24 protein-coding genes, 1 pseudogene and 1 riboswitch are annotated in these 25189 nt (G+C 68.3%); of the genes and pseudogenes, 9 read left to right on the top strand and 16 right to left on the bottom strand.

What is annotated here, in order from left to right; translation table 11 throughout:
* Window positions 1–18: 18 nt before the first annotated feature.
* Window positions 19–426: a PQQ-like beta-propeller repeat protein gene (locus tag INQ43_RS09855; RefSeq protein WP_194036318.1), complete on the bottom strand. Its 408-nt coding sequence runs from the start codon at window positions 424–426 to the stop codon at window positions 19–21.
* A gap of 74 nt (window positions 427–500) precedes the next feature.
* Between INQ43_RS09855 and INQ43_RS09850 the strand changes: the two genes are divergently transcribed.
* Window positions 501–734, top strand: coding sequence for a glutaredoxin family protein (locus INQ43_RS09850; RefSeq protein WP_194036317.1), 234 nt, complete (start codon window positions 501–503; stop codon window positions 732–734).
* Between the two features lie 83 nt (window positions 735–817).
* Here INQ43_RS09850 and INQ43_RS09845 read toward each other — a convergent pair whose 3' ends face one another.
* The 5 genes from INQ43_RS09845 to INQ43_RS09825 form a co-directional block, all read right to left on the bottom strand.
* Window positions 818–1261: a hypothetical protein gene (locus INQ43_RS09845; RefSeq protein ID WP_194034097.1), complete on the bottom strand. Its 444-nt coding sequence runs from the start codon at window positions 1259–1261 to the stop codon at window positions 818–820.
* Between the two features lie 34 nt (window positions 1262–1295).
* On the bottom strand, window positions 1296–3071 hold the full coding sequence (locus tag INQ43_RS09840) for an N-acetylmuramidase domain-containing protein (RefSeq protein WP_194036316.1): 1776 nt from the start codon (window positions 3069–3071) through the stop codon (window positions 1296–1298).
* Window positions 3072–3195: 124 nt separating this feature from the next.
* Window positions 3196–3792, bottom strand: coding sequence for a YceI family protein (locus tag INQ43_RS09835; RefSeq protein ID WP_194036315.1), 597 nt, complete (start codon window positions 3790–3792; stop codon window positions 3196–3198).
* Window positions 3789–4373 carry a cytochrome b gene (locus tag INQ43_RS09830; protein ID WP_194036314.1) on the bottom strand — a complete coding sequence of 195 codons (585 nt, stop codon included), beginning with the start codon at window positions 4371–4373 and terminating at the stop codon, window positions 3789–3791. The genes INQ43_RS09835 and INQ43_RS09830 overlap by 4 nt, the downstream gene beginning before the upstream one ends.
* Window positions 4370–5146: a YceI family protein gene (locus tag INQ43_RS09825; RefSeq protein ID WP_228062477.1), complete on the bottom strand. Its 777-nt coding sequence runs from the start codon at window positions 5144–5146 to the stop codon at window positions 4370–4372. The genes INQ43_RS09830 and INQ43_RS09825 overlap by 4 nt, the downstream gene beginning before the upstream one ends.
* Before the next feature lie 107 nt (window positions 5147–5253).
* Between INQ43_RS09825 and INQ43_RS09820 the strand changes: the two genes are divergently transcribed.
* Window positions 5254–8871, top strand: a complete 3618-nt coding sequence (locus tag INQ43_RS09820) for an ATP-binding protein (protein WP_194036313.1) — start codon at window positions 5254–5256, stop codon at window positions 8869–8871.
* 357 nt (window positions 8872–9228) lie between these two features.
* Here the strand turns inward: INQ43_RS09820 and hemE are convergent, their stop codons facing one another.
* The 4 genes from hemE to INQ43_RS09800 form a co-directional block, all read right to left on the bottom strand.
* Window positions 9229–10302 (bottom strand): uroporphyrinogen decarboxylase, encoded by a 1074-nt coding sequence (gene hemE / locus INQ43_RS09815; protein WP_194034092.1) that lies wholly within the window; start codon window positions 10300–10302, stop codon window positions 9229–9231.
* Between the two features lie 101 nt (window positions 10303–10403).
* Window positions 10404–10658: a WGR domain-containing protein gene (locus INQ43_RS09810; protein ID WP_194034091.1), complete on the bottom strand. Its 255-nt coding sequence runs from the start codon at window positions 10656–10658 to the stop codon at window positions 10404–10406.
* Window positions 10659–10721: 63 nt separating this feature from the next.
* Window positions 10722–11843, bottom strand: a complete 1122-nt coding sequence (gene aroB, locus INQ43_RS09805; RefSeq protein ID WP_194036312.1) for a 3-dehydroquinate synthase — start codon at window positions 11841–11843, stop codon at window positions 10722–10724.
* Window positions 11840–12391 (bottom strand): shikimate kinase, encoded by a 552-nt coding sequence (locus INQ43_RS09800; protein WP_194036311.1) that lies wholly within the window; start codon window positions 12389–12391, stop codon window positions 11840–11842. Before INQ43_RS09800 ends, aroB begins: the two co-directional genes overlap by 4 nt.
* Before the next feature lie 123 nt (window positions 12392–12514).
* Here INQ43_RS09800 and INQ43_RS09795 point away from each other — a divergent pair, with 123 nt between their 5' ends.
* Together INQ43_RS09795 and pdxH are read left to right on the top strand one after the other, a co-directional pair.
* The gene (locus INQ43_RS09795) at window positions 12515–12718 is read left to right on the top strand and encodes a dodecin family protein (protein ID WP_194034088.1); all 204 of its coding nucleotides are present in this window, start codon (window positions 12515–12517) and stop codon (window positions 12716–12718) included.
* A 60-nt stretch (window positions 12719–12778) separates the two neighbouring features.
* A complete protein-coding gene (pdxH, locus tag INQ43_RS09790; protein WP_194036310.1) occupies window positions 12779–13381 on the top strand; it encodes a pyridoxamine 5'-phosphate oxidase in 603 nt (200 codons plus the stop codon).
* A 66-nt stretch (window positions 13382–13447) separates the two neighbouring features.
* Here the strand turns inward: pdxH and INQ43_RS09785 are convergent, their stop codons facing one another.
* The 3 genes from INQ43_RS09785 to proC are packed head-to-tail and all read right to left on the bottom strand — an operon-like array spanning window position 13448 to window position 15625.
* Window positions 13448–14242, bottom strand: a complete 795-nt coding sequence (locus INQ43_RS09785) for a cobalamin-binding protein (RefSeq protein WP_194037648.1) — start codon at window positions 14240–14242, stop codon at window positions 13448–13450.
* Window positions 14243–14253: 11 nt separating this feature from the next.
* Window positions 14254–14730, bottom strand: coding sequence for a DUF4426 domain-containing protein (locus INQ43_RS09780; protein WP_194036309.1), 477 nt, complete (start codon window positions 14728–14730; stop codon window positions 14254–14256).
* A gap of 43 nt (window positions 14731–14773) precedes the next feature.
* Window positions 14774–15625, bottom strand: coding sequence for a pyrroline-5-carboxylate reductase (gene proC, locus INQ43_RS09775; RefSeq protein ID WP_194036308.1), 852 nt, complete (start codon window positions 15623–15625; stop codon window positions 14774–14776).
* A gap of 314 nt (window positions 15626–15939) precedes the next feature.
* Here proC and INQ43_RS09770 point away from each other — a divergent pair, with 314 nt between their 5' ends.
* Both INQ43_RS09770 and INQ43_RS09765 read left to right on the top strand, forming a co-directional pair.
* A complete protein-coding gene (locus INQ43_RS09770) occupies window positions 15940–16977 on the top strand; it encodes a type IV pilus twitching motility protein PilT (RefSeq protein ID WP_043957729.1) in 1038 nt (345 codons plus the stop codon).
* 58 nt (window positions 16978–17035) lie between these two features.
* Window positions 17036–18190, top strand: coding sequence for a PilT/PilU family type 4a pilus ATPase (locus INQ43_RS09765; RefSeq protein WP_194034084.1), 1155 nt, complete (start codon window positions 17036–17038; stop codon window positions 18188–18190).
* A gap of 103 nt (window positions 18191–18293) precedes the next feature.
* Here INQ43_RS09765 and INQ43_RS09760 read toward each other — a convergent pair whose 3' ends face one another.
* Window positions 18294–19121 carry an META and DUF4377 domain-containing protein gene (locus INQ43_RS09760; protein ID WP_194036307.1) on the bottom strand — a complete coding sequence of 276 codons (828 nt, stop codon included), beginning with the start codon at window positions 19119–19121 and terminating at the stop codon, window positions 18294–18296.
* A 36-nt stretch (window positions 19122–19157) separates the two neighbouring features.
* Window positions 19158–19775: a DNA-3-methyladenine glycosylase I gene (locus INQ43_RS09755; RefSeq protein WP_194034082.1), complete on the bottom strand. Its 618-nt coding sequence runs from the start codon at window positions 19773–19775 to the stop codon at window positions 19158–19160.
* A 2-nt stretch (window positions 19776–19777) separates the two neighbouring features.
* Between INQ43_RS09755 and INQ43_RS09750 the strand changes: the two genes are divergently transcribed.
* From INQ43_RS09750 to INQ43_RS09740, 3 genes and pseudogenes are all read left to right on the top strand, one after another.
* Window positions 19778–20344 carry a YqgE/AlgH family protein gene (locus INQ43_RS09750; protein ID WP_194034081.1) on the top strand — a complete coding sequence of 189 codons (567 nt, stop codon included), beginning with the start codon at window positions 19778–19780 and terminating at the stop codon, window positions 20342–20344.
* A pseudogene (gene ruvX, locus INQ43_RS09745) lies at window positions 20341–20814 on the top strand (Holliday junction resolvase RuvX); the annotation flags it as partial. The gene INQ43_RS09750 and the pseudogene ruvX, both read left to right, overlap by 4 nt.
* 92 nt (window positions 20815–20906) lie before the next feature.
* On the top strand, window positions 20907–21857 hold the full coding sequence (locus INQ43_RS09740; RefSeq protein WP_194034079.1) for an aspartate carbamoyltransferase catalytic subunit: 951 nt from the start codon (window positions 20907–20909) through the stop codon (window positions 21855–21857).
* A gap of 128 nt (window positions 21858–21985) precedes the next feature.
* On the opposite strand, the gene gcvP is transcribed toward INQ43_RS09740, so the two are convergent.
* Window positions 21986–24883 (bottom strand): aminomethyl-transferring glycine dehydrogenase, encoded by a 2898-nt coding sequence (gcvP, locus tag INQ43_RS09735; protein WP_194036306.1) that lies wholly within the window; start codon window positions 24881–24883, stop codon window positions 21986–21988.
* Window positions 24884–24998: 115 nt separating this feature from the next.
* Window positions 24999–25108: riboswitch (glycine riboswitch) on the bottom strand.
* Window positions 25109–25189 lie beyond the last annotated feature (81 nt).

The raw sequence follows: 25189 nt of genomic DNA, 5'->3' as shown, positions 1-25189 counted from the left end.
GACGCGCAACGTGCCCGATCAGTCGGCGAGTCGCTGGTAGGTTCCGTCAACGGTGCCGCTGCCAGCATCCAGCGGACTCAGGGTGAGCCGGTTGCCAGCCTCGTCCGCGGACACCTTGAAGTGCCACGCCAGGTTGCTGTCGGCGCCGTTGAGGGCGAGGCGGCAGTCGTCGGCCTGATAGGTCCACGAACCGCCACTGACTTCCGGGCGCTCGTGCAGCCACGAGTCGAAGCGGCGTACGCCGTTCTGCGTGACAAGCGAGAACTGCTCGAAGGTCCCCGCGTCGCCGCTGCGCTGCCAGTCGCCGATCAGGGCAGCCTCGGCAACATCGCACGCGGGTGACTGCGCGGCAGTGGCGGAGGCCTGCTCGGCGCTGCACGCGGCCAGTGAGAACATCAGCGCGGCGGAAAGAAGAAACCTGGTCACGGCTGCGGAGCCCTCCGGAATGAACGCCTATGATAGCCGCCGCCCCCGGGCCATTGCAGAGGCGCCCCGAGAAGATGCAGCTGATCCTTTACCAGCGTGATGATTGCCACCTGTGCGACCTGGCGCTGCTGGAGCTGGCGCGCGCCCGGGCGCCGGACTTCGAGAGCGTATTCATCGACGACGATCCGGGCCTGGAGCAACGCTACGGTGTGCGCGTCCCGGTGCTGCTCGATCTCGACACCATGCGGGAACTGGCGTGGCCATTCGACGCGGACGCGCTCAGGCCGTGGCTGGCCGGGAGCGGTTGAAGCGGGTCGGCGGCGCGCTGCCCGGGCGATGAGAGGGCGTGGCCAACCGGCGGTCGCCCACCGCACCGGCGGTTGCCAGCAGGTCAATCGAGCTTGAACAGCGCCTCGGGCGCGCCATAGTCCGCCGCCCACGGCTGCCACGCCATGTCGGTCGGCCCGATGGCCTGGGCGCGAACGACCCATTCGCCGTCCTCCTTCTCCAGCAGGCCGGCATAGACCTGGGAGACAAAGCCGGCTTCGGCCGCCTCCGCCATCGAGGTGCGCGCATAGTCCACCGGGCCGCCATCACTGGCCTGCATGTGGGCGTAGAGGAAGGCCCACTCGCCCTGTATGGCCAGGCGCTCGACCACGAACTGGACGGTGCGGCCGATCTCCTCGTCGATCGAGGCGCGTGCGCTGTCGAGGATGGCAGCGCGCTCGGGGGATCCTGGATTGGGGATGTGCAACGCGGACGGTGTCTGGGCGTGGTTGGTTGGCATGCAGGCAAAACCCATCAGTAGGAGCATCAAGAATGACAGGGTTCGCATGCGCGTCTCCTGACGGACCGGTGCGACCGGTCTATCACTTGCGTGGCGGCGTCAGGTACCAGGCGTTGCCGAACGGGTTGCCGTAGCTGACCTTCTGCGGACCGGAGCCGCCACCGGTATTGTTGGAACCGATCAGGGTGATCTTGCCATTGTTGTTGCTGTGCACCAGCTCGACGTGTCCGCCGTTGTTGACGATGGCCACGTCACCCGGCCGCGCCTGGGATGCGGGAACCACCGTCCAGCCGGCGGCCTTCAACTTCGTGCCCAGTGCCTGCGGGTTGCCGCTGTTGGAGCCGGTGACCAGGTTGGTGTGGAAGTTGATCAGCCCGGCCTTCTGCAGGACGGCGGAGACGAAGTTCGCGCAGTTGACGGTGTTGGGGACGCTTGGGTCCATTGGCAGGTGGCCGCTGACCTTCAGGTCGCCGGCCCACCAGCCCAGATACTTCTCGGCGATCTTGGCCGCATCCGAACTGCTGCCGCCGACCGGCGCGGGGGTATCGACCTTGCTGTCGCCGCGTACCGGAGGATTGCCGGGAGTGCCGGCCGCCGGCGCGCCCACGGCGGGGTTGCCGGGGATGTGGACCGTCTGTCCGGGATGGATCAGGTGGATGTTGCGGATCTGCGGGTTGGCCGCGCTCAGCGCCGCCAGCGACACGCCGTGCTGCTGGGCGATGCCGCTCAGGGTGTCGCCGCTGCGAACGGTGTGGCTGGCCGCCGCACCACTGCCGCCGGGAATCTTGACGACCTGGTTGGGGAAGATCAGGTCGATGTTGCGGATCTGCGGATTGGCCGCGGCGAGAGCGGAGAGTGAGACGCCGTGAGCCTGCGCGATGCCGCTGAGGGTGTCGCCCGAGCGCACCGAGTAGGTTCCCGTGCTGGCCTGCGGCGCGGTCGGTGCAGGCGCCGTCGGAGCGGTGGGGGAGGTCGGCCCGGTCGACGTTCCGCCGCTGGCTACCGGCGGCGGGTTGCTGCCGGCGTACTTGGCGTAGGCGGCCGCCATCTTGCCGTCGTAGTTGTTCTTGGCGTAGCCCGGACCGTTGTAGCCGCGCGCAAAGCCGGCCCAGTCCTTGTTCTGCAACTTGCCCTTCAGCCCGGCTGACTCGATGAAGCTGACGAACGCGTCCAGCTGGCTGCCCGCCGAGCTGCGCATCGCGTCGACGAACTTGCCAACGCTGTCGTAGCCAACCATTTTGTGGTTGAAGCCCATGATCTGGAATTCGCCCCAGGAGGCCGACTTCATCGCTGCCGCCGGGTCAAGCTTGAACGCCTGCTCGAAGCGGGCGTGCTGGTTCGCGCCGCTGGCGCCGTAGCCACCCGGCGAGCCGCTGATGCCCGGATGCGAGCCGTTGAAGCGACCGCCGGTTTCGCGGGCGAAGATGTGCCGTTCGAAGAGGATCTTTGGGCGGCCATCGGCGAGGAAGCCGCCGCCGGAGGACTCCACATCCGCGACCGCACGCACGGTGGCGACATCGACGCCGAGGGCGGAGGCGGCGCGCTGGTAATCGGCCATGGTCAACTGGGTGGAACCGGCTTTGGCAGCGGTGCTGCCCGCGGCGGACTTGTGGGTCTGTACGGGTGCGCCGCCGGAGCTGCTCTGCGTCTGCGCGCCCGGCACCGTGATGCGGTCGCCGGAATAGATGACGTTCGGATTGAGGACCTGCGGGTTGGCGGCCTTCAACGCGGACAGGCTGACGCCGTACTGCTTCGCGATCCCCGACAGCGTGTCGCCATGCTGGACGGTGTGCTGGCGGCCGCGGCCGGCGTCGATGCGTTGCGGCTGGGCCGCTGAGATTGCACTGAGAACAGTCATTCCCTGATCCTCGCATTTGGGCAGTAACCCACGGTTCGCGGGTCATGGCTGCATTCCAACACTGCGGCCGGGCGGGGTCACTCGGGGCCTCCCCCAGCTGGGGTTTACCCGAGGTCGGCGGGATTCACGGCGCCGGGGCGAAGTTGACCCGCGTGCTGACCGCCACTTTCGCGGGAATCATCCCCGGGTCCGACCAGTCGCCGCCGCCGACGCCGAACGCCAGCCGGTCCACGCTGGCCCGCCCGGCAAGCACCGGGGTCGCGCCGTCTTTCCAGGTGAAGGTCAGCGTCACCGGGTGTTTGGCGTCGCGCAGGCTCAGGGTGCCGTCCGCCGCGTAGCGGTCCTCGCCCAGATGGCGGAATCGCGTGGCGACAAAACGGGCCTGCGGGAACAGCTTGCTGGCGAAAAAGTCGCTGCCCTGCAGGGTGTCGTCGCGCTCGGGGTTGGCGGTGGTCGCGCTGGCCAGCGGAATGGTCACGTCAAGGTTTGCGTCATCCAGTTGCTGCGGGTCAAAGCGCAGTCGGGTGGTGAAGCTGGCGAAATGGCCGGTGAAGATCTCGCCCTCAAAGCTGGAGGCAAAGGTCAGCGTGGATCCGGGCGCCCGCACGTAATCGGCGGCAACTACGCCGCTGCTGGCGAAGGTCAGGCCTGCTGCGAGTGACAACACCTGCAGCAATCCGGGACGGGCGCGGGCGGGATTCGGGCGCGAAGGGTTGATCATCGGGAATTCCGGTTGGAAGAAGGAGGAGGCGACCGGCGGCCGGGCAGCATCCGCCGCAGCGTGCCGTCGCCGACAAAGTATTGGTGGTAGAGGGCCGCACCGGCGTGCATGAGGATCAGCAGCACCAGGACCCAGAAGATCCAGCCGTGTGCGTCGCGGGCGATCTCCCGCACACCGGTATTGGGGGCAATGAGCTTGGGTACCTGGAACAGGTCGAACCAGCGCAGCGGACGCAGCCCGCTGGCGGAGTCGAACAGCCATCCCGACAGTGGCATGGCGATGATCAGCCCGTACAGCAGCCAGTGGGTGACCCGGGCGAGCAGCAGTTGCCACCGGGGGATGCTTGCGATCGGGGTCGGCGCCCCGGCGTACAGCCGCCACGCCAAACGGATCACCGCCAGCGCGAGCACGGTCAGGCCCAGCGACTTGTGCAGGTTGAACACCCAGAAGTAGCTCGGCGACTTGGGCAGGCTGTCCAGCGACAGTCCGATGATCGCCATCGCCAGGATCGCCACGGCGATGGTCCAGTGCAGGAACTGGCTCACCGCGCCCCAGCGGTCGGCGGGGTTCTTCAGGCTCATTGCAAAGCTCCGGGTTCGAGTTCGGGTTTCGATTTCGTTTCCGCTTCCGCTTCCGCTTCCGCCTCGAATTCGGGCTCTGCTGGGGCCGAGCGCGAACGGACGGCCTCTGCCTCGATCCGGATGGTCACTTCATCGCCGATAACCGAAGGCCACGCGGTGATGCCGAAGTCGCTGCGGCTCAACACGGCGGTGGCGGAAAATCCGGCAGTGCGGCGGAACGGTGGCATTGGATGACGCTTGATCGCATTGACGGTGACATCCATGCAAAGCGGCCTTGTCACCCCGCGCAGCGAGAGTTCGCCGCAAACGCGGGCCTTCCCGTCCCCAGTCGGTATGGCGCTTTGAGACGTGAACCGGGCCAGCGGGTGTGCCTGGGCAGCCAGCAGCCGCTGCGCAAGTGTTGCGCGATTCCACGACGGGTCGCCCAGATCCACGCGCTCCAGCGGAACCGTCGCATCCAGCCGGGTCTGCTGCCAGTCGTCGGGATCGAACGTGAGTGCGCCGGTGCTGCCAGACACCGTGCCCAGTGCCTGCGAGAAGCCGGCGTGGGACACCGCGAACATCACCCGGGTGTGGACGGGATCGAGCTCCCATGTGGGAGCGTCCCTGCCCAATGCCGGCGCAGCCGCGGTCAGCGCGACGCACAAAGCCAGCGCGGAGGTCAGCCAGCGCGGATGCCGGACCTCCGCGCCGCTGATCGAGGCGCGCGGGTCGATGCGTCGTGGTTTGGACGGGTGAACGAGCATGTGACCGATTCTAGACAGGTCGCGCATTGCAGGGGTGCGCTCCGACTTGCCGTGGGGTTCACAATCCTTGAATGTGCGTCCGGGGAGGGGACGCAAGGAACGGCGGGTTCGCGCGTCCGACACGGGAGGAAGGGATGCGACACATCATTGCGTGGCTGCTGTTGGGGGCATGCGGACTGCTGCTGGTACCCGGTGCCGGCGCACGGGTGCCCGACGTTCCGCGTCTGCGCCATATTGACGTCGCCGCAGGGCTCCCATCGAGCACCGTCAAGAGCCTGAAGTTCGACGCCGACGGCTTTCTCTGGCTGGCCACCACCGACGGGCTGGCGCGGTACGACGGCGTCGGCATGCAGGTGTGGCGCCACGATCCGGGAGATCCAAGTTCGCTGCCGGCCAACTACGTGACCCTGGTCCACGTCGACCCGGTGGGTCGCATCTGGGTGGCGCCCGAAGGCCATGGCCTGAGCGTCCTCGACAGCGCGCATGAAAGCTTCCGCCATTACCGCCTGGCGACCCATCCGCAGATCGGCAGCGACGACATCTGGGCACTGGTGAGCCACGAGGGCGCGCTGTGGATGGGGGGCTACGGAGGCGGGGTGTCGCGGATGGACGACGATGGGACGATCACCCGGTTCACGGCAAGCGAGGACACGCTCCGCAGCCTGCCGTCGGACATCGTCCTGTCGCTGGTGGTGGACGGGCAGGGCGTGCTCTGGGCGGGGACCACCAAGGGCCTGGCGCGCTGGACGGGAACGGATTTCGAGCGCGTCGTGCTGCCCGGCGGCCACGCATTCCCATTGATCTATTCCCTGGCGGCGTTTGACGGCGGCCTCTGGGTGGGCGCGGCGGAGGGGGTTTTCCGGCGCAGCGCTGATGGCCGCTGGGAGCAGCCGGAGTGGTCGGCGATGTTCGAGCGGCCCAACGCCATCCTGCACATCCTGCCCGGCGAGGATGGCGAGTTGTGGATCTCCAGCCAGCGCCAGCTGTGGCGCGCGGTTGCAGGTCAGGTGCCGGTACCGGTGCCGATCGGTGCCAAGGGCCCGGCGCTTTCGATCAGCGAGATGATCAAGCAGGACAGCGGAGCGATATGGATTCCCGTGCCGGGGGTCGGGCTGGGCTACTTGCCGCCGGACTGGCGCCGGATCGCCCAGTTCAGTCGAGACCGCGATGGTCTGTCGGCGGATCTGTACAGCGCCATTGCGCCGGCGCGGGACGGCGGCGTCTGGCTGGGAGGAATGCGCGCCGAACTGGAGCGTCTGGATCCGGACGGGCTGCTGATACCGGCGAAACCCGAAACCGTCGCAGCTCTCCAGGGCATGACCTCGTTTACCCTGAGCGAAGATCCCGCTGGCCGCCTGTGGGTCGGTCAGCGCCGCGAGCTGGTCAGGATCGACGCGCACGGCGCGGTCCGACGCTGGGGGCAGGATGGTTCGCCCGACGCGACCCTGCCCGGTCCATTGACCCTGATGGATCTGGCGCCCGACGGAACCTTGTGGATGTCGTTTGCCGGCGCCGGCGTGCAGCAGCGTGAGCTGGCCACCGGTCGCGTCCTGCTGACGGTACCGCCAGGCCCCGCGCACGGACTGGGGGTGGGAGACCACCACGCGATGGCGTTCGATGCAGGGGGCGCGCCGTGGTTCGGCGGTGCCGATGGCGTCCTGCGCTGGAGCGCGGATGCAGGTCGCTTCGAGCCGGTACCGGGCATCCGTCGCGACGGGCGGGTGTTTGCGCTGGGTTTTGCCGGCGCCGACGACCTGTGGGTGCAGCGGCTGTCGGGGCTCGAGCACTATCGACGCGAGGGCGAGGGCGAGGGCGAGGGCTGGTCATTGGTGGCCACCGCCGGCGCAAGGCACGGCATCCCGGCGGTGGAGGGGGCCGGCTTGCAGATCGACCGGCAGGGCCGGGTCTGGCTCTCAACGCCGCGCGGCCTTTATCGCTGGGATCCCGACACGGGGCAGACCCGCCACTTCGGCCTGTTCGACGGGCTGAGCAGCCAGGAGTTCGTCAACCGCACGCTGGTGCAGACGCCCGATGGTGTGATGGTCTCGGCGCTGGCCGACGGCGGCGTGGTGCTGGTCGACAGTCTCGCCACCGATCTGCCGCCAGTCCGCTCGCCACTGCACTGGGACCGGTTCGAGGTGCGCCGCGACGGCCGCTGGCTGCCGATGGACCTGCAGGGACCGCTGGCCCTGGCGCCCGGGGATCGCGAATTGCGCGTGCAGCTGCGCCTGCTGGCCTACGACAAGCCCAAGGCCAACGCCTACGTCACCCTGCTGGAGGGCTACGACCGGGATTGGGTCAACCACGGTGCCGAGGGTGAGCGGATCTTTGCCGGCCTGGCGCCAGGCCAGTACACCCTGCATGCTCGTGCGGAGGATGCCGTCGGCAACGAGGCCGCGGAACAGGTGCTGCACTTCCGGGTCCAGCCACCGTGGTGGCAGACCGGCGCGGCGAGGGTGGCGATGGTTTGCCTGCTGTTGTTGATGGCCTGGTGGGCGGTGCTGGAGTCACGTCGCCGCATCGAGCGGCGACAGGCGTGGAAGCGCGCCGAACACGAGCGCGAGGTTGCCCATGAGGCGTCCTTGGCGAAGACCCGCTTCCTGGCCACCCTCGGCCACGAGGTCCGTACCCCGATGACCGGCGTGCTGGGCATGAGCGAGTTGCTGCTCGGCACCGACCTGGATACCCGGCAGCGCAGCTACACCACGTCCATCCACCGCGCCGGGGAGCACCTGCTGCGCCTGGTCAACGATGCGCTGGACCTGGCCCGGATCGAGTCGGGCAAGCTGGAGCTGGCCACCGACGAGTTTGATCTGCACGCACTCATGGACGAGCTGGCCGAGATGAGCGCGCCGTTGGTGGAGGCGCGCGGACTGGCGTTCGTCGTGGACCGCGATCCTGCGACCCCGCGCCGCGTGCGCGGCGACGCCGTGCGGATCCGGCAGATCCTGTTGAACCTGATCGGCAACGCGGTGAAGTTCACCGAGCGCGGCTCCATCCGGCTGGCCATCGCACCCGCCGACGCGGGCGGGGTGGTCCTTTGCATCAGCGACACCGGTCCCGGTCTCAACGAGGAGCAGGTGTCGCGCCTGTTCCGTCGCTTCGAGCAGGCCGATGGCTTGCGCACCGCCGCACGCTACGGCGGCAGCGGTCTGGGGCTGGCGATCTGCCAGGAACTGGCGGCAGCCATGGGCGGCACGATCGAGGTCACCAGCGCTCCCGGCGAAGGCGCGAGTTTTGAGGTCCGCCTGCCGCTGGAGTCCATCGCAGAAGAGCCGCCGGACGAGCGGGGTGCCGCGCAGGCGTCGTCGGCGTCGGCATTGCCAGACTCGCCGACACTCGCATCGCCCGCCAGCATCCCTGCGCGGAACGGTGGTCGGGAGGAAGCGGGAGCTGCGGGCCTGTCGCTGCTGCTGGTGGAGGACGACCCGATCGTTGCCGACGTGATTAGCGGGCTGCTGCGCGGCCAGGGGCATGCGGTGGTGCATGCAGCCCACGGGCTGGCGGCGCTGGCCGAGTCGATCATGAACCGCTTCGACGCCGCGTTGCTGGATCTGGACCTGCCGGGCCTTGATGGCCTGTCGCTGGCGCGTCAGCTGCGCGCGCAGGGTTTCAGCCAGCCGCTGATTGCGGTGACTGCGCGGGCCGACGCGGATGCCGAGCCGCAGGCAATGGCCGCCGGCTTCGATCGCTTCCTGCGCAAGCCGGTGACCGGGGCGATGCTGCGGGAGGCGCTGGCCGCAGCACGCTGAAGGATGCACCGGGGGCGAGACCTCCAGGCCTTCAGGGCGAATGTCCCACGGCCTCCGTCTGCTGATGCATGTGGTGGGCGAGACCTGCAGGCCTTCAGGGCGAATGTCCCCCGGCCTCCGCCTGTGCGGAGGCCTCCTCCTTTATTTCGCCCCGAAGGCCTGCAGGTCTCGCTTGCGGGCACGCATGCACGCCCGGTCGGTGCTGGAGCCTCCTCAAGCCGGAAAGCCGGGTGCGACTGCCCTTGGGTGTGAAATCAAGGAGGAGGCACCGGCCTTATCGGTGCCGGGGGACATTCACACCCAAGGGCAGTCGTTCCCGGCGTCACCAACCCAGCGCACGCTGTCGGAGTCGCGAACTCAGCGGGCGCTGAGCTCGTGCACCGCCTCGACCATCACCGCCACATGCTCGGGCTTCATGTCCGGCGACATGCCATGGCCGAGGTTGAAGACGTGACCCTCGCGCGAGCCGCCGTTGCCGTCGCGGTAGCTGTCCAGCGCGCGGCCAACATGTTGGCGGATCGCCTCGGGATCGGCGTACAGGGTGACCGGATCCAGGTTGCCCTGGATCGCCACCTTGCCGCCGGTGCGGCGCACGGCATCGCCCAGGTCGATTGTCCAGTCCACGCCCACGCCTTCTGCGCCGGTCTCGGCCAGCTCGCTGACGTAGGCGCCGTTGCCCTTGCCGAACAGGATCAGCGGCGTGCGGTCGGCACCGTGGCCGCGCTCGACCTCGGCGGCGATGCGCTGCATGTAGCGCAGCGAGAACTCGCGGTACATGGACGGCGACAGCACGCCGCCCCAGGTGTCAAACAGCTGCAGCGCCTGGGCGCCGGCGGCGCGCTGCGCCGAAAGGTAGGCGATCACGGCATCGGTGGTGACTTCCAGCAACTGGTGCATGGCGGCCGGATCGTTCATCGCCAGCGACTTGACCCGGGCGAAGTCCTTGCTGCCGCTGCCCTCGACCATGTAGCAGGCCAGCGTCCACGGACTGCCGGAGAAACCGATCAGCGGCACCTTGTTGTCGAGCTCGCGGCGGATCGTGCGGATCGCCTCCATCACGTAGCCCAGGTCGCTTTCCATGTCCGGCACGCCGAGTTTGGCGATATCGGCCGCGGTGCGAACAGGGCGCTCGAACTTCGGGCCCTCGCCCTCGACGAAATGCAGGCCCAGGCCCATCGCGTCGGGGATGGTGAGGATGTCGGAGAACAGGATCGCCGCGTCCAGCGGGAAGCGCCGCAACGGCTGGAGGGTCACTTCACACGCCAACTCGGGATTGGTGGCCAGGCCCATGAAACTGCCGGCCTGGGCGCGGGTCGCGCGGTACTCGGGCAGGTAGCGACCGGCCTGGCGCATCAGCCAGACCGGCGTGTGGTCAACGGGTTCGCGACGCAGGGCGCGCAGGAAACGATCGTTCTGGGGCTGGATGGACAAGGCTGTGGTTCCTCGAAAAGTCGTTGCCCGGAGCAGGGCAGGCGAAGCGGCAGGGCGGTGCCGTAATGGAGCGGGCGGCACCCGATGCGGGATGGCGTGGTTCAGCGGGGCGCCGCGGCCCCCTGGGTAAACATCTGCTGGAAGCCGCGCTTGAGCTGCTGGTCGCGGGCGCGTTCAAAGGCGGCGATCGCGCTGTCGTGGTCCAGGAACTGCTCGCGGCGGACCTGGCTGCGACCGCCCATCACGCCCGTCTCGCGGACCAGCATCCAGCCGCCGAGCAGGTCGGGCTGCAACATCAGCTGCACGAAGCGGGGCGCCTCGGCGTCGTCGGGTCGTTGTTGCATCAGCAGGCGCATGGCTTGATTGTACGGGCTTGCGCTGCCGCCGGCCGGCGCACACGGGCCACCGGCCCTGCCTGTTCAGCCAGCCAGTACGGCGAGCACCTTGGCTTCCTCGACCCCTGGCACGATCCGGGCGCGGCCGGCGCCATCGGCGAGGATGAAGCGGATGCCGGCGGCGTCGGCTTTCTTGTCCAGACGCATCCGCGCGAGCAGCGCGTCCGGGGCCAGACCTTCCGGAACGGAGGTGGGCAATTCCAGTCGCTGCAACAGCTGCTGCAGGCGGTCGCCGGCGCTGGCCGGGGCGAGCCCCAGCGCCGCTGACAGCCGCATTGCCAGGACCATCCCAACCGCCACCGCCTCGCCGTGGTTGAGGCCGCCGCCGTGGGTGCCGGCATAACCCTGCTCGACCTCGATGGCGTGGCCGAAGGTATGGCCGAAGTTGAGCAGGGCGCGGTCGCCATGTTCAAGCAGGTCGAGGCCGACGACGGCGGCCTTGAACGCGCAGCAGCGCGCGATGGCTTCGGCGACGACCGCCGGGTCGCGCGCCAGCAACGCCTCGGCGTGCGCTTCCAGCCAGTCCAGGAATCCGGCGTCAGCCGGGTCCAGCGAAACGGCCGTCACGCCGTACTTGACCACCTCGGCGAGCCCGGCGCGCAACTCCCGGTCGGGCAGGGTGTGCAGCACGCTGGTGTCGGCGATCACCGCGCGCGGCGGGTGGAACGCGCCGACCAGGTTCTTGCCGGCGGGCAGGTCGACCGCGGTCTTGCCGCCCACCGAGGAGTCCACCATCGCCAACAACGTCGTCGGAATCTGAACCACGTCGATGCCGCGCATCCAGCAGGCGCCGGCGAAACCGGCCAGGTCGCCGATCACGCCACCGCCCAGGGCGATCACCGCCGCGTCGCGGGTGGCGCCAAGCTCGGCAAGCGCGTCCAGGGCCTGGCCGAAGCGCTCCAGGGTCTTTTCATGTTCGCCCGGAGGGATGATCAGCCGGGCGATTGCCAGTTCGGGGCGCGCGGCCTGCAATGCCGCCTGCACACGGTCGGCGTACAGCGGCGCGACGTTGCGGTCGCTGACGATGAGGGCATGGCGGCCGTGGACGGTTGCGGCCAGCAACGCGCCGTCATCCAGCAGGTCCGCGCCGATGGAGATCGTGTACGGATGGGCGCCATCGACTGCGACCGTGAGGATCGCGCTCATGTGCCGACTCCGCTGCGCAGGCAGGCCGGCAGTTTGGCCACGATCCACGCGCAGACCTGCGAGGGCGATAGGTCATCGGTATCGATGCGCAGGGCAGCCACCTCGGCGTACAGCGGGCCGCGCTCCTCCGCGAGCGTGTGCAGGACTGCTGACGGATCGGGGTGTTGCAGCAGCGGTCGCGCGGCATTACCGGCCGCCCGCCCCAGTTGGATAGCCGGACTGGCATCCAGGTGAACCACAAAGCCGCGCTCGGGCAGCAGCGCGCGGGTGCCGGCGTCGAGCACCGCGCCGCCGCCGGTGGCCAGCACGATGCCGTCCTGCTTCAGCAGGTCGGCTAGGATCGCCCGCTCGCGCCTGCGGAATCCCGCCTCGCCTTCGTGCTCGAAAATCGCCGCGATGCTGGCGCCGGCCTCGCGCTCGATCTCCGCGTCCGCGTCCATCAGGCGCAGTCCGCAGCGCTGCGCCAGTTCGCGCCCGATCCGCGACTTCCCGGCGGCCATCGGGCCGACGAGGATGATGTTGCGCGGTTCACGGGCGGGCTCGGTCATGACGGCGATTGTAGGTCGCCGCGCATCCGTGTTGCCCACCTGTTGCACATCTTTCACAACACGCTGGCTAGGGTTGGAGCTTCCGGTCGCATAACGCCAAACCGGTGCAAAGGAGAATCAACCATGTCAGTCGCAAAAGTCATCGAACTCAACGCCGCCTCGGAAAAGAGCATGGAAGACGCGGTCCAGCGTGGTCTGAAGAAGGCCGCCGAATCGGTCAAGAACATCAAGGGTGCCTGGGTCAACGAAGTGAAGGTCGTGACCGACGAAAACGGCAACATCAACGAGTGGCGCGTCAACATGAAGGTCAACTTCATCGTGCAGTAAAGCGACGCCTGCCACTCCGGACGGGTGCGGTCAGCGCCGCATCCGGCCCACAATAGGGGCATGACTACCAACGACCTGCTGGCGGAAGCCAACGCCACCTTTGCCGCGCTGTTTGAACAGGCGCGGCAGGCCGGTGAGCCCGATCCGACCGCGATGAGCGTGGCCACCGCCAGCCTGGGTGCACGCCCGTCCACGCGCATGGTGCTGCTTAAGCAGCACGACGAGCGCGGGTTTGTGTTCTACACGCATCTGGACGGGCGCAAGGGCAGGGAACTGCAGGACAACCCCTATGCTGCGCTGCTGTTCCATTGGCCCCGGGTCAAGGCCGGCGTGCAGGTGCGTGTCGAGGGCGGTGTGTCGATCGTGGCGGACGAGGAGGCCGATGCGTACTTTGCATCTCGCCCGCGCGGCAGCCAGATCGGCGCGTGGGCGTCGCTGCAGTCGGAGACGCTGGACGATCCGCAGACCTTCCACGAACGCGTGGCGCAGGTCGAGCAGGAATTTGCCGGCCGCGAGGTTCCGCGCCCGCCGCGCTGGACCGGGCTTCGCGTACGGCCGATGTCGATCGAGTTCTGGTACGGCGGCAACTTCCGCCTGCACGAGCGTTGCCTCTACGAATGCGACCCAGCAGGGCACTGGAGCAAGCGGATGCTGTACCCCTGACGCAACGTCGGCGGCACCCTCAGTGCAACGTCGACGACGTGGCGAGCGGTGTCTGGCGCCGTCCTGTCAGGCCTGCCGCTGCGCCCAGCCCTGGATGATCGATTCCAGCGCATCGATGCCGTCGGTCAGCGCCGCCGGTCCCGGCTGCAGGATCAGCGGCGATTTGACCTCGTGCAGTTCGCCGTTGCGCACCGCCGGCACATCCTCCCAGCCGGGACGCGCGGCCACGTGCCCGGGGCGGAACTTCTTGCCGCACCAGCTGCCTATGATGATGTCGGGCTGGTGCCGCGCCGCCTCCAGCGGGTCGGCAAGGATGCGGTCGCGGCCCAGTGACATCGCCGCGCGCTCGGGAAAGATGTCGTCGCCGCCGGCGATGTTGACCAGCTCGGAGACCCACTGGATCGCCGAGATCTGCGGCTCGTCCCATTCCTCGAAATAGACTTTCGGCCGGCGTGGCAACGTCGAGGCGCGTCTGCGGATGGCCTCCAGCCGCGTCTCAAGGGTCGCTGCCAGCTCCGCCGAGCGATCCGCCGCACCCACCAGCGCGCCCAGTCGCCGGATGTAGTCGATGATTCCGTCGACGCTGCGGTGATTGCTGATCCAGACCTCCACCCCGGCGCGGATCAGGTCGGCGGCGATGTCGGCCTGGATGTCGGAGAAGCCGAGCACCATGTCCGGCTTGAGGTCCAGGATGCGGTCGATCTTCGCGCTGGTGAACGCGCTGACCTTGGGCTTCTCGCGGCGCGCGCGCGGCGGGCGCACGGTGAAGCCGCTGATGCCGACGATCCGGTCCTGCTCGCCGAGCAGGTACAGCGTCTCGGTCGGTTCCTCAGTCATGCAGACGATGCGCTGCGGGCCCATCGCGCGCGTGGTCACTGGGGCTGGAACTCGCGGGTGAACCGCATGGTCTTGCGCGCGCCATCCTCCAGGGCGATGTCAATCTCGAACTTCAGCGTGTCCGGCAGGCTCACCGGCACAGTGCCCACGTAGTCCATCAGCTCGCCGCTGCTCAGCTCGCGCAACTCGATGGGGCGACGCCCGCCGCGCAGGTCGCTGACCGTCGCCACCACGTTCGCGGGCACCGAAACCTCCGCGCTGCCCTCGCCGCGACGCAGGCCGACCAGCAGCATGATCTGGTCGTCGGCGCGGCGGATGCCGTACTTCTCGGCAACCAGGCTGCCCAGCATCGCGGTCGGCATCACCGTCGCCCGCGCGGTCACGTCGCCGATGGTGACGACGGTGTCCTGCGAGTCGGCCAGCGTCGCTGCCGGGACCGGCGCGGCCGGTTCACCGCTGCACGCGCTTAGCAGGCCGACGCCTAGCGCCATGAAAAACAGGGAGGTTCGCAAGGTCGTGCTCCTGCAAAGCGGATGTCGGGACCGCGGCGCGGTGTCAGTCATCGTTGGCGGCGGACAGTTCGCGGCCACGCGCGGCAGCCGCGGCCACCGCGCGATCGACCAGCTCGCGCAGGCCACCTTTCTCGAACGTCTCCACCGCCGCGTGCGTCGTCCCGCCCGGCGAGGTCACGTTGCGGCGCAAGTCCGCGGCCGCCTCGTCGCGCTCGGTCAACATCCGGCTCGCGCCCAACAGGGTCTGGTTGGCCAGAAGGCGCGCGGTGTCCGCCGACAGGCCCTGGCAGATGCCGGCCGCCTGCAGTGCCTCGGCGAACAGGAACACGTAGGCCGGGCCGCTGCCCGATACCGCCGTCACCGCATCCATCTGCGCCTCGTCCTCGATCCAGACCGTCGGCCCGACCGCGTCCAACAGGCGCTCGGCCTGCCCGCGCTGGATCGGGTCGACCTGCGCGTTGGCGAACAGCCCGGTCATGCCTGCGCCGATCAGCGAGGGCGTGTTGGGCATCGCCCGGATCACCGCCGCATCCCCGCCCAGCCACGCCGAGAGCTGCGTGCTGGACAGCCCGGCGGCGATGGAGACCGCCAGCGGCCGGGCGCTGCGCGCAATGTCCACCACCTCGGCGCACACGGCGCGCATCACCTGCGGCTTCACCGCCAGCACCCACACGCTGGCCTGGTCGACAGCCTCGGTGGCGCTGGCGAAGACCTGCACGCCGAAGTCGGCGAACAACGCCTCGCGCACGGCGGCCACCGGATCGGCGACGCGGACGCGGGACGGGTCGGCGCCGCGCGCGATCATGCCGCCGATCAGGCTGCGCGCCATGTTGCCGCCACCGATGAAGGCGACGATTGGGGTGGTTGGGGATGTCGAGGGGCTTGTATCAGTCATGGAACCTGCCTGTGGTTTGCGGTGGTTGCCTGCCAGGGCATCGGGATCGACCAGTGTAAGAGCCTGCGCCATTGCCTGCCTCCCGCGGAGGCGATGCGGATGCGAAGCGCGGCCGCAGGGGCGCGCCAGGTGCTCCCGCAGCGGACGACGAAGGCTGTGATCGGGTACTGGATTGACGGCACCGGTCCGGGGCTATACTCCGGGCTGGGGCCATCCGTATCACCATTTGCCTGCGTGCCGTCGGCGGCTGCGGGCGGAGCGGGGCGCGGATTTCCGAAATCAACGGTTCAAATCCGCGGTTCAGGGGAACATGTATGGATATTGCCGAGCTGCTGGCGTTTTCAGTCAAGAACAAGGCATCCGATCTGCATCTGTCGGCCGGCATGCCGCCGATGATCCGCGTGGACGGCGATGTCCGCCGGATCAACATCCCGGCACTGGACCACAAGACGGTCCACGCGCTGGTGTACGACATCATGTCGGACAAGCAGCGCCGCGATTTTGAAGAGTTCCTGGAAACCGACTTCTCGTTCGAGATCCCCGGCCTGGCCCGCTTCCGCGTCAACGCGTTCAACCAGAACCGCGGCGCCGGCGCGGTGTTCCGCACCATTCCCTCCGAGGTGCTGACGCTTGAGGACCTGGCCACGCCGCGGATCTTCAAGGACCTGATCGACCAGCCGCAGGGTCTGATCCTGGTGACCGGGCCGACCGGCTCGGGCAAGTCGACCACGCTGGCGGCGATGATCGACCACATCAACAAGACCGAGTACGGGCACATCCTGTCGGTGGAGGACCCGATCGAGTTCGTGCACACCTCGCAGAAATGCCTGATCAACCAGCGCGAGGTCCACCGCGACACGCACGGCTTCAACGAGGCGCTGCGCTCGGCGCTGCGTGAGGATCCCGACTACATCCTGGTGGGTGAGCTGCGCGATCTGGAAACCATCCGCCTGGCGTTGACCGCCGCGGAAACCGGCCATCTGGTGTTCGCCACCGTGCATACCAGCTCGGCGGCCAAGACCATCGACCGAATCATCGATGTGTTCCCGGCGGGCGAGAAGCCGATGGTGCGCTCGATGCTGTCCGAGTCGCTGCGCGCGGTGATCAGCCAGGCGCTGCTGAAGAAGGTCGGCGGTGGCCGCACCGCGGCGTGGGAGATCATGGTCGGCACGCCGGCGATCCGGAACCTGATCCGCGAGGACAAGGTCGCGCAGATGTATTCGGCCATCCAGACCGGCCAGAACAGCGGCATGATGACCCTGGACCAGCACCTCCAGGATCTGGTGAAACGCGGGCTGATCCTGCGCCCGCAGGCGCGCGAATACGCCAAGGACAAGCGGCTGTTCGATTGACCGGCCGATCCACTGAACGCGCCGCCAGGCCGGGTGCCTGCGGACGGGGGAAATCGCAATGAACACGACCCAGAGCACGAACGAGACGATCGACTTCACGTCGTTCCTCAAGCTGATGGCGCACCAGAAGGCCTCCGATCTGTTCATCACCGCCGGCATGCCGCCGTCGATGAAGGTCAACGGCGTGCTGCAGCCGATCACCAAGAGCCCGTTGACGCCGCAGCAAAGCCGCGACCTGGTGCTCAACGTGATGAATCCCTCGCAGCGAGAGGAGTTCGAGAAGACACACGAGGCGAACTTCGCGATCGGGCTGGCCAATGTCGGCCGCTTCCGCGTCAGCTGTTTCTACCAGCGCAACCAGGTCGGCATGGTGCTGCGCCGGATCGAGACCAGGATCCCGACCATCGACGAGCTGGGCCTGCCGCAGGTGCTCAAGACGCTGGCGATGACCAAGCGCGGGATCATCCTGTTCGTCGGCGCCACCGGCACCGGCAAGTCGACCTCGCTGGCGGCGATGATCGGCTACCGCAACCAGAACTCGACCGGCCACATCATCACCATCGAGGATCCGATCGAGTTCGTGCACAAGCACGAGGGTTGCATCATTACCCAGCGTGAGGTCGGCATCGATACCGACAGCTGGGAGAACGCGCTGAAGAACACGCTGCGCCAGGCGCCCGACGTGATCATGATCGGCGAGGTGCGCACCCGCGAGGGCATGGACCACGCGATCGCCTTCGCCGAGACCGGCCACCTGGTGCTGTGCACGCTGCACGCCAACAACGCCAACCAGGCGATGGACCGGATGATCAACTTCTTCCCCGAGGACCGGCGCAACCAGTTGCTGATGGACCTGTCGCTGAACCTCAAGGGCGTGGTGGCCCAGCAACTGGTTCCCACCCCGGACGGCAAGGCGCGCCGGGTGGCGATGGAAATCCTGCTGGGCACGCCGCTGGTGCAGGACTACATCCGCGACGGCGAGATCCACAAGCTCAAGGAAGTGATGAAGGAGTCCACCCAGTTGGGCATGAAGACCTTCGACCAGGCACTTTTCGAGCTGTACCAGGCCGGCGAGATCAGCTACGAGGACGCACTGCGCTACGCCGACTCGCAGAACGAGGTGCGCCTGCGCATCAAGCTCGCCCAGGGCGGCAATGCGCAGACCCTCGCCGCGGGCATGGACGGCGTGGAAGTGGCCGAGATCCGCGACTAGCCTGACTCACCGACGTGCGCTGGGCACACGTCGGGTCTGGGCATCTAAACAAAAACAGCCGGGCAAATCCCGGCTGTTTTTCGTTATCCGTGAGGCGTTGAGGTCAGGGAGCGACCTGCTCCGATTCGACCACCATGTCCAGCACGTAGGCGACCGAGGAGCCATCCGCCGGCGGATTGGCGACTTTGTAGCGCTTCAGGCGCAGTACGTTGCGCACGCCCGCCTCGTGGGTGTAACCCTCGATCTCCTGATACAGCGGCTCCCATTCGCCAGGCTCGCCGGCGACCGTGCCGTCATCGCGGTAGGTCCGCTCGCGCACCTGCAGGCACTGCTTGTCCGCAATCAGCGGGTGGCTGCACGGGACCGTCTGCGCGGCGACCTCCATGAACACCTGCGCGCCTTCGCTGCCGTAGCGCGACGCGGCGGTGGGCTCGCCCGCAAAGACGAGTTTGTCGCCGGCATCGGTGGTCACTTGCAGACGCGGGGATTCCTCGCTGCCGGCGAGGCGGATGCGGGGATTGCCTTCCAATCGGCTGCCGATGGCGCCATCCAGTTCGGCCAGCCGGGGATCGGCGCAAGCCATCAAGGTCTGTTGCAGCGAGTCGATCTTCAGCTTCTCATCGTCCAGCCGGTAGCCGCCGTTCATCAGGTTGCAGGTGTTGCTGATGGACAGCCGGTTATCGGCGAAGTCCAGTTGCACGGGTTTGACGTCGCGGGCAAACAAGGCATCGATATGGGCGCCACCGGCGTCGCTGGCTTCGGCCAGGCGCCAGTGGTAGCGCGACAGGGTCGTATCGTCGACAGCCATCGATGCGGCCGCAGGCGTTTTCTGTGCGGCGGCCGGGACGGGCGTGTCGGTCGCGGGAGTCGCCGGTCGTTCGGCGGTACATGCGGCAAGGGCAAGCGGCAGGAGAAGCAGATGGAATTTCATGGGCTGACTACTCACGCGGGAGGATTGCGCGGCAGTCTATGAGCCCGAACCGGAACGAGGCGTGCACAAGAGTTCTTTTGCCCATGGCGCGCCGGCCGCCACCGTGCGCGCGTGAACCGGGCAGTCGCTGCGATGCGCGCCCGGCAGGTAGCCCAGGCTCATCAGGAACTCGCCGGTGATCTCCGGCCCCGTGAAGCGGAACGTCTGGCGAAACAGTTTTACCCACCCGGCCTTGTCCCGGCGGTGCTCTCCGTCCGTCAAATGCGCATCCAGCCAGTGGGCGAAGCCGCCGTGGCTCGCGCGCAGGTCCTTGATCACCTGCGCGTTGTGGATTGCCGCGTTGATCTTCAGCCGGTTGCGGATGATCGCCGCGTCACCCAGCAGGCGGTCGCGGTCGGCGTCGCCATAGGCTGCGACGCGGTCGACCTCAAAGCCGCCGTAAGCCTGCTGGAAGGCCTCGCGCTTGCGCAGGATGGTCAGCCAGCTCAGGCCGGCCTGGTTGATTTCAAGCACCAGCCGCTCGAACAGGACGGCTTCGTCGCGCTGGGGAAAGCCGTATTCATCGTCGTGGTAGGGGCCGTGCAGCGGATGGCCGGGTGCGCTGTCGCAGTAGCCGGATGACGCGGCAGGCACGGGCTGCGGGCTAGAATGCATGGATGGATTCTGGCCCCACACCCCTTGCCAATCAATTGTTGATCGCCCTGCCGGCGCTTGAGGAGGGCGCGTTCGCACGCTCGGTCGCACTGATCTGCCAGCACGACGAGGACGGTGCCATGGGCATCGTGGTGAACCGCGCCTCGGAGTACACGCTGGGCGAAGTCCTCGGCCAGATGAGCATCGACGGCGGCAGTGATGCGCTGCGCGCGCGGGTGGTCCTGGCCGGCGGTCCGGTCCATCCGGAGCGTGGCTTCGTCCTCCACGACGGGGGCAACCGCTGGGACTCTACCCTGACCATCACCGATGAACTCTCGCTCACCACCTCGCGCGACATCCTCGAAGCCATGGCCAGCGGCGAGGGCCCGGCCAATGCCGTGGTCGCGCTGGGCTGTGCGGGCTGGGGCGCCGGCCAGCTGGAGCAGGAATTGACCGACAACGACTGGCTGACCGCACCGGCAGACGCGGAGCTGCTCTTCGACGTGCCGCTGGAAGCGCGCTGGGAGGCCGCCGCCGGGCGCATCGGCGTGGACTTCGCCCACTTGGCTGGCTATTCCGGCCGCGCATGAGCGGGAGCGATGAGGCGGAATCTCCCGCTGACGCCCTGCCGGCGATCCGCGGCGACGGCAGCGTGCTGGGTTTCGACGTCGGCTCGCGGCGCATCGGTGTTGCGCTGGGCACGCCGCTCGCAGGGCAGGCGCGCGCGTTGGCGGTGGTCGACGTGCACGCCGCCGGCCCGGACTGGGCGGCAGTCGACCGTCTGTATCGCGAATGGCGGCCCGATGGGTTCATCGTCGGCGATCCGCTGACCCTGGATGGCGGCAGCCAGCCCGCTCGTGAGCGGGCGCACGGGTTCGCCCGGCAATTGCAGTCCCGCTACCGCCGGCAGGTGCTGCTGGTGGACGAGCGGTCCAGCTCGATGGAAGCGGCGCAGCGTTTTGCCCGCGCGCGCGCGCAGGGCCAGAGACGCCGTCGCGATGCCGTGGCCCTGGACGCCATGGCGGCGGCGGTGATCGTGGATCGCTGGATGGGCGCGCCCGGCGATGCCATCGACATCCGCGCGGTCGTGCCGACCGGCGACGATCCCCCGACCGCGTCCGGCACCGCCACGACAGACCCCGGAAAGACCGCATGAACACAGCAAACGAAGTGCTCGAGCCTCTGCGCCACCTGCTCAGCCTGGAACACCTGCCGCGCGCACAACTGATCGCTTTGCTGGATCGTGCGCAGTGCCTTGTCGACGGCGAGGGTGACCGCGCCGCGCTGGCCGGGATCGCGATCTGCACACTGTTCTTCGAAGCATCCACCCGCACCCGCCTGAGCTTCCAGCTGGCCGCACAGCGGCTCGGGGCGGACGTGCTCAACTTCGATGTCTCCACCTCGTCCACCCGCAAGGGCGAAACCGCGCGCGACACCCTGCGCACCATCGAGGCGATGGGCGTGCGCGGGTTCATCGTGCGCGACAACGAGGATGGCAGCGTGGCCGCCTTGGCCGCCGCCGCGGGACCGGGCACCGCACTGGTCAATGCGGGCGACGGCCGCAGCGATCACCCCACCCAGGGACTGCTCGACATGCTGACCCTGCGCCAGGCCAAGGGGGCCGACTTCAGCCGCCTCAAGGTGCTGATCGTCGGCGACGTGAAGCATTCGCGCGTCGCCCGCTCCGACCTGCACGCGCTGCGCACGCTGGGCGCCGGGGAAATCCGCGTGTGTGCGCCGCCGACGCTGTTGCCCGCTGACGCCACCCTGGCGGGGTGCACCGTCAGCCACGATCTGGACGCCGCGCTGGAAGGCGTGGATGCGCTGATGATGCTGCGCCTGCAGCGTGAGCGGATGGAAGAAGGGCTGGTGTCCTCGCTGGAGGACTATCACCGCGACTACGGCCTCACCGCCAGCCGCCTGCGACACGCGGCGCCGGATGCGGTGGTGATGCATCCCGGGCCGATCAACCGCGGGGTGGAGATCACCGACGAGGTCGCCGATGGGCCGCAATCGCTGGTCCTGCGCCAGGTCCGCAACGGCGTGGCGGTGCGGATGGCGGTGCTGGAAACCCTGCTGGGTGGCCCCGTGCGTCCGTGTTGATGCTGAACAAAACGAGCACCCACGCGATGCGGTCGGCCCTCGCCTGATGCCGTCTAAGAAAAAGCCCCGCAAATGCGGGGCTTTTTTTGGACTGGCAGTCGGTCAAGCGCCGGTAAGAACCAACCCGATCACGACACCATCGGCTCGCTGAACGCCTCGATCTCGCCTTCGTACTCGTTGATCGGCACGCAGGCGCAGAACACGTTCTTGTCGCCGTAGATGTTGTCCACGCGGGCAATCGGCGGCCAGTACTTCTGCTGCCGCAGCGAAGGCAGTGGGAAGGCCGCCAGCTCGCGGGGGTAGGCGTGCGACCACTCGCTCGCGCTGACCTGCGCCGCGGTGTGCGGCGCATGCTTGAGCGGATTGTCCTCACGGTCCAGCGACCCGTCCTCGATGGCCCGGATCTCCTCGCGGATCTGGATCATCGCGTCGATGAAGCGGTCCAGCTCGTGCAGCGACTCGCTTTCGGTCGGCTCGACCATCAGCGTGCCGGCGACCGGGAAGCTCAGGGTCGGGGCGTGGAAGCCGAAGTCCACCAGCCGCTTGGCCACGTCCTCGGCGCTGACGTCGGTGGCCTTCTCCAGCGGACGCAGGTCCAGGATGCACTCGTGCGCGACCAGACCGTTGCGACCGGTGTACAGGGTCGGGTAGTGCGGCTCCAGACGCTTGGCCACGTAGTTGGCGTTGAGCATCGCGATCTCGCTGGCCCGGCGCAGGCCGTCGCGGCCCATCAGGGTGATGTACATCCAGCTGATCGGCAGGATCGAGGCCGACCCGAAAGTCGCCGCGCTGACCATGCCCACCTCGCCCTGGCCGCCGAACGCGCGCGGCAGGTAGGGCGCCAGGTGCGACTTCACCGCGCACGGGCCCACGCCGGGACCGCCGCCGCCGTGCGGGATGCAGAAGGTCTTGTGCAGGTTCAGGTGGGACACGTCCGAACCCCACTTGCCCGGCTGGGCCAGGCCGACGATGGCGTTCATGTTGGCGCCGTCGGTGTAGACCTGGCCGCCGTGGGCGTGGACGATCTCGCAGATCTCCACCACGCCTTCCTCGAACACGCCGTGGGTGGAGGGATAGGTGATCATCAGCGCGGCCAGCCGGTCCGAATACTTCTCGGCGTTGGCGCGGATGTCCTCGACATCGACGTTGCCGTTGGCGTCGCACTTGGTCACCACGACCTTCAGCCCGCAGAGCTGCGCGGAGGCGGGGTTGGTGCCGTGGGCGGACTCGGGGATCAGGCAGATGTCGCGCTGCTCCTGGCCGTTGGCGCGGTGCCAGGCGCGGATCGCGAGCAGGCCTGCGTACTCGCCCTGGGCGCCGGAGTTGGGCTGCAGGCTGACCGCGTCATAGCCGGTGATCTCCGCCAGCATCGCCTCCAGGCCGTCGATCAGCTCCTTGTAGCCCAGCGCCTGGTCGGCCGGCGCCAGCGGGTGGATGTTGGCGAACTCCGGCCAGGTGATCGGGATCATCTCGGCGGTGGCGTTGAGCTTCATGGTGCAGCTGCCCAGCGGGATCATGGTCCGGTCCAGCGCGAGGTCCTTGTCCGCCAGCGAGCGGATGTAGCGCAGCATCTCGTGCTCGCTGTGGTGGGTATTGAACACCGGGTGGGTCATGAATCTGGATTCGCGCAGCAGGCCAGCCGGCAGGGCGTCGGCGGTGCCGGCATCCAGCTCGTCGATGCGGTCCAGGTCGATCTGCACGCCAAACAGCCCGGCCAGCGCGATCACGTCCTCGCGCGTGGTGGTCTCGTCGAAGCTGATGCCGATGCTGCTGGCATCGATCACGCGCAGGTTCATGTGCGCCTGCGCGGCGCGGTGGTGCATGTCGGCCGCGTCCACCCCGGTCAGGTGCAGGGTGTCGAAGAAGTCCTCGCCGACGGCGACCCCCGCGTTGCGCAGGATGCCGGCCAGGATGCCCGCCAGCCGGTGGGTGCGGCGCGCGATGCGGATCAGGCCATCCGGGCCGTGGTAGACGGCGTACATCGCCGCCATCACCGCCAACAGCACCTGCGCGGTGCAGATGTTGCTGGTCGCCTTCTCGCGGCGGATGTGCTGCTCGCGGGTCTGCAGGGTGAGGCGATAGGCCGGGTTGCCCTCGGCATCGACCGACACGCCGATCAGGCGGCCCGGCATCGAGCGCTTGTAGGCGTCGCGGCAGGCCATGAACGCGGCATGCGGACCACCGAAGCCGAACGGCACGCCGAAGCGCTGGGTGTTGCCGACCACGATGTCCGCGCCCCATTCACCGGGCGCCTTGAGCAGCGTCAGGGCGAGCAGGTCCACGGCGACAGCGACCAGGCCGCCGCGGGCGTGCACCGCCTCGGCCAGTTCGGCGTAGTCGTTGGCGCGGCCGAAGGTGTCGGGATACTGCAGCAGCACGCCGAAGGCATCGGTCTGCGCTGCGTCGGCGTCATCGCCCACTACCAGCTCGATTTCCAGCGGTTCGGCGCGGGTGCGCATCACCTCGATGGTCTGCGGGTGGACGCCGCTGGAGACGAAGAACACATTGCTCTTGGCGCGGCTGGACCGGCGCGCCAGGGTCATGGCCTCGGCCGCCGCCGTGCCCTCATCGAGCAGGGACGCGTTGGCGATCTCCATGCCGGTGAGGTCCATGCACATGGTCTGGAAGTTGATCAGTGCCTCCATCCGGCCCTGCGAAATCTCGGCCTGATAAGGCGTGTAGGCGGTGTACCAGCCCGGGTTCTCGAGGATGTTGCGCAGGATGACGTTGGGCGTGTGGGTGCCGTAATAGCCCTGGCCGATGAAGCTGCGGAACACCCGGTTGCGCTCGGCGATCTCGCGGATCCGGGCCAGCGCGTCGACTTCGGTCACTGCCGTGGGCAGCGCCAGCGGGTCTGGCGAGCGGATCGAGCCGGGCACGATCGCATCGGTGAAGGCGTCCAGCGACTCGTGACCGACCACGCGCAGCATCTGCGCGATTTCCGCGTCGTTGGGGCCGATGTGGCGCGCCACGAACGCATCGTGATGCTCAAGCTCGCGCAGGGAGAGTGGGGTGTCGTGGCTCATGTCAGGGGTCCGTTGGCTGGGTGCGGTGCGTGACCGCGGGAAGGACGTTCGCACGCCGCCCGCCTCCTGGCCGACGGACGCTTGCGGGTCCCTGGCTTGCGCCACGGGAATCCCCGCTCGCCCCTCTGTCCTTTTGCCTGAGAGTTTTGGAAGCCGACCCGGTCCGGGTCTGCGCTTCGTGCCCCTTCGGCGCCGGATTCAACCGGTCTCTCCAGAGTGGTTCACAGCCGGTGGTACGGGAGCCTGAACGATTACGGGCGTTGCGTCTTCGGCAGCGGGGCGGCCTGTCGGGGCGCGATCCGCTTC

The organism is Lysobacter sp. H23M47, assembly GCF_015209765.1.
Taxonomy (GTDB): domain Bacteria; phylum Pseudomonadota; class Gammaproteobacteria; order Xanthomonadales; family Xanthomonadaceae; genus Novilysobacter; species Novilysobacter avium.
Note: the sequence above shows the minus strand (reverse complement) of the source record. Positions and strands in the feature narration are given on the sequence as shown.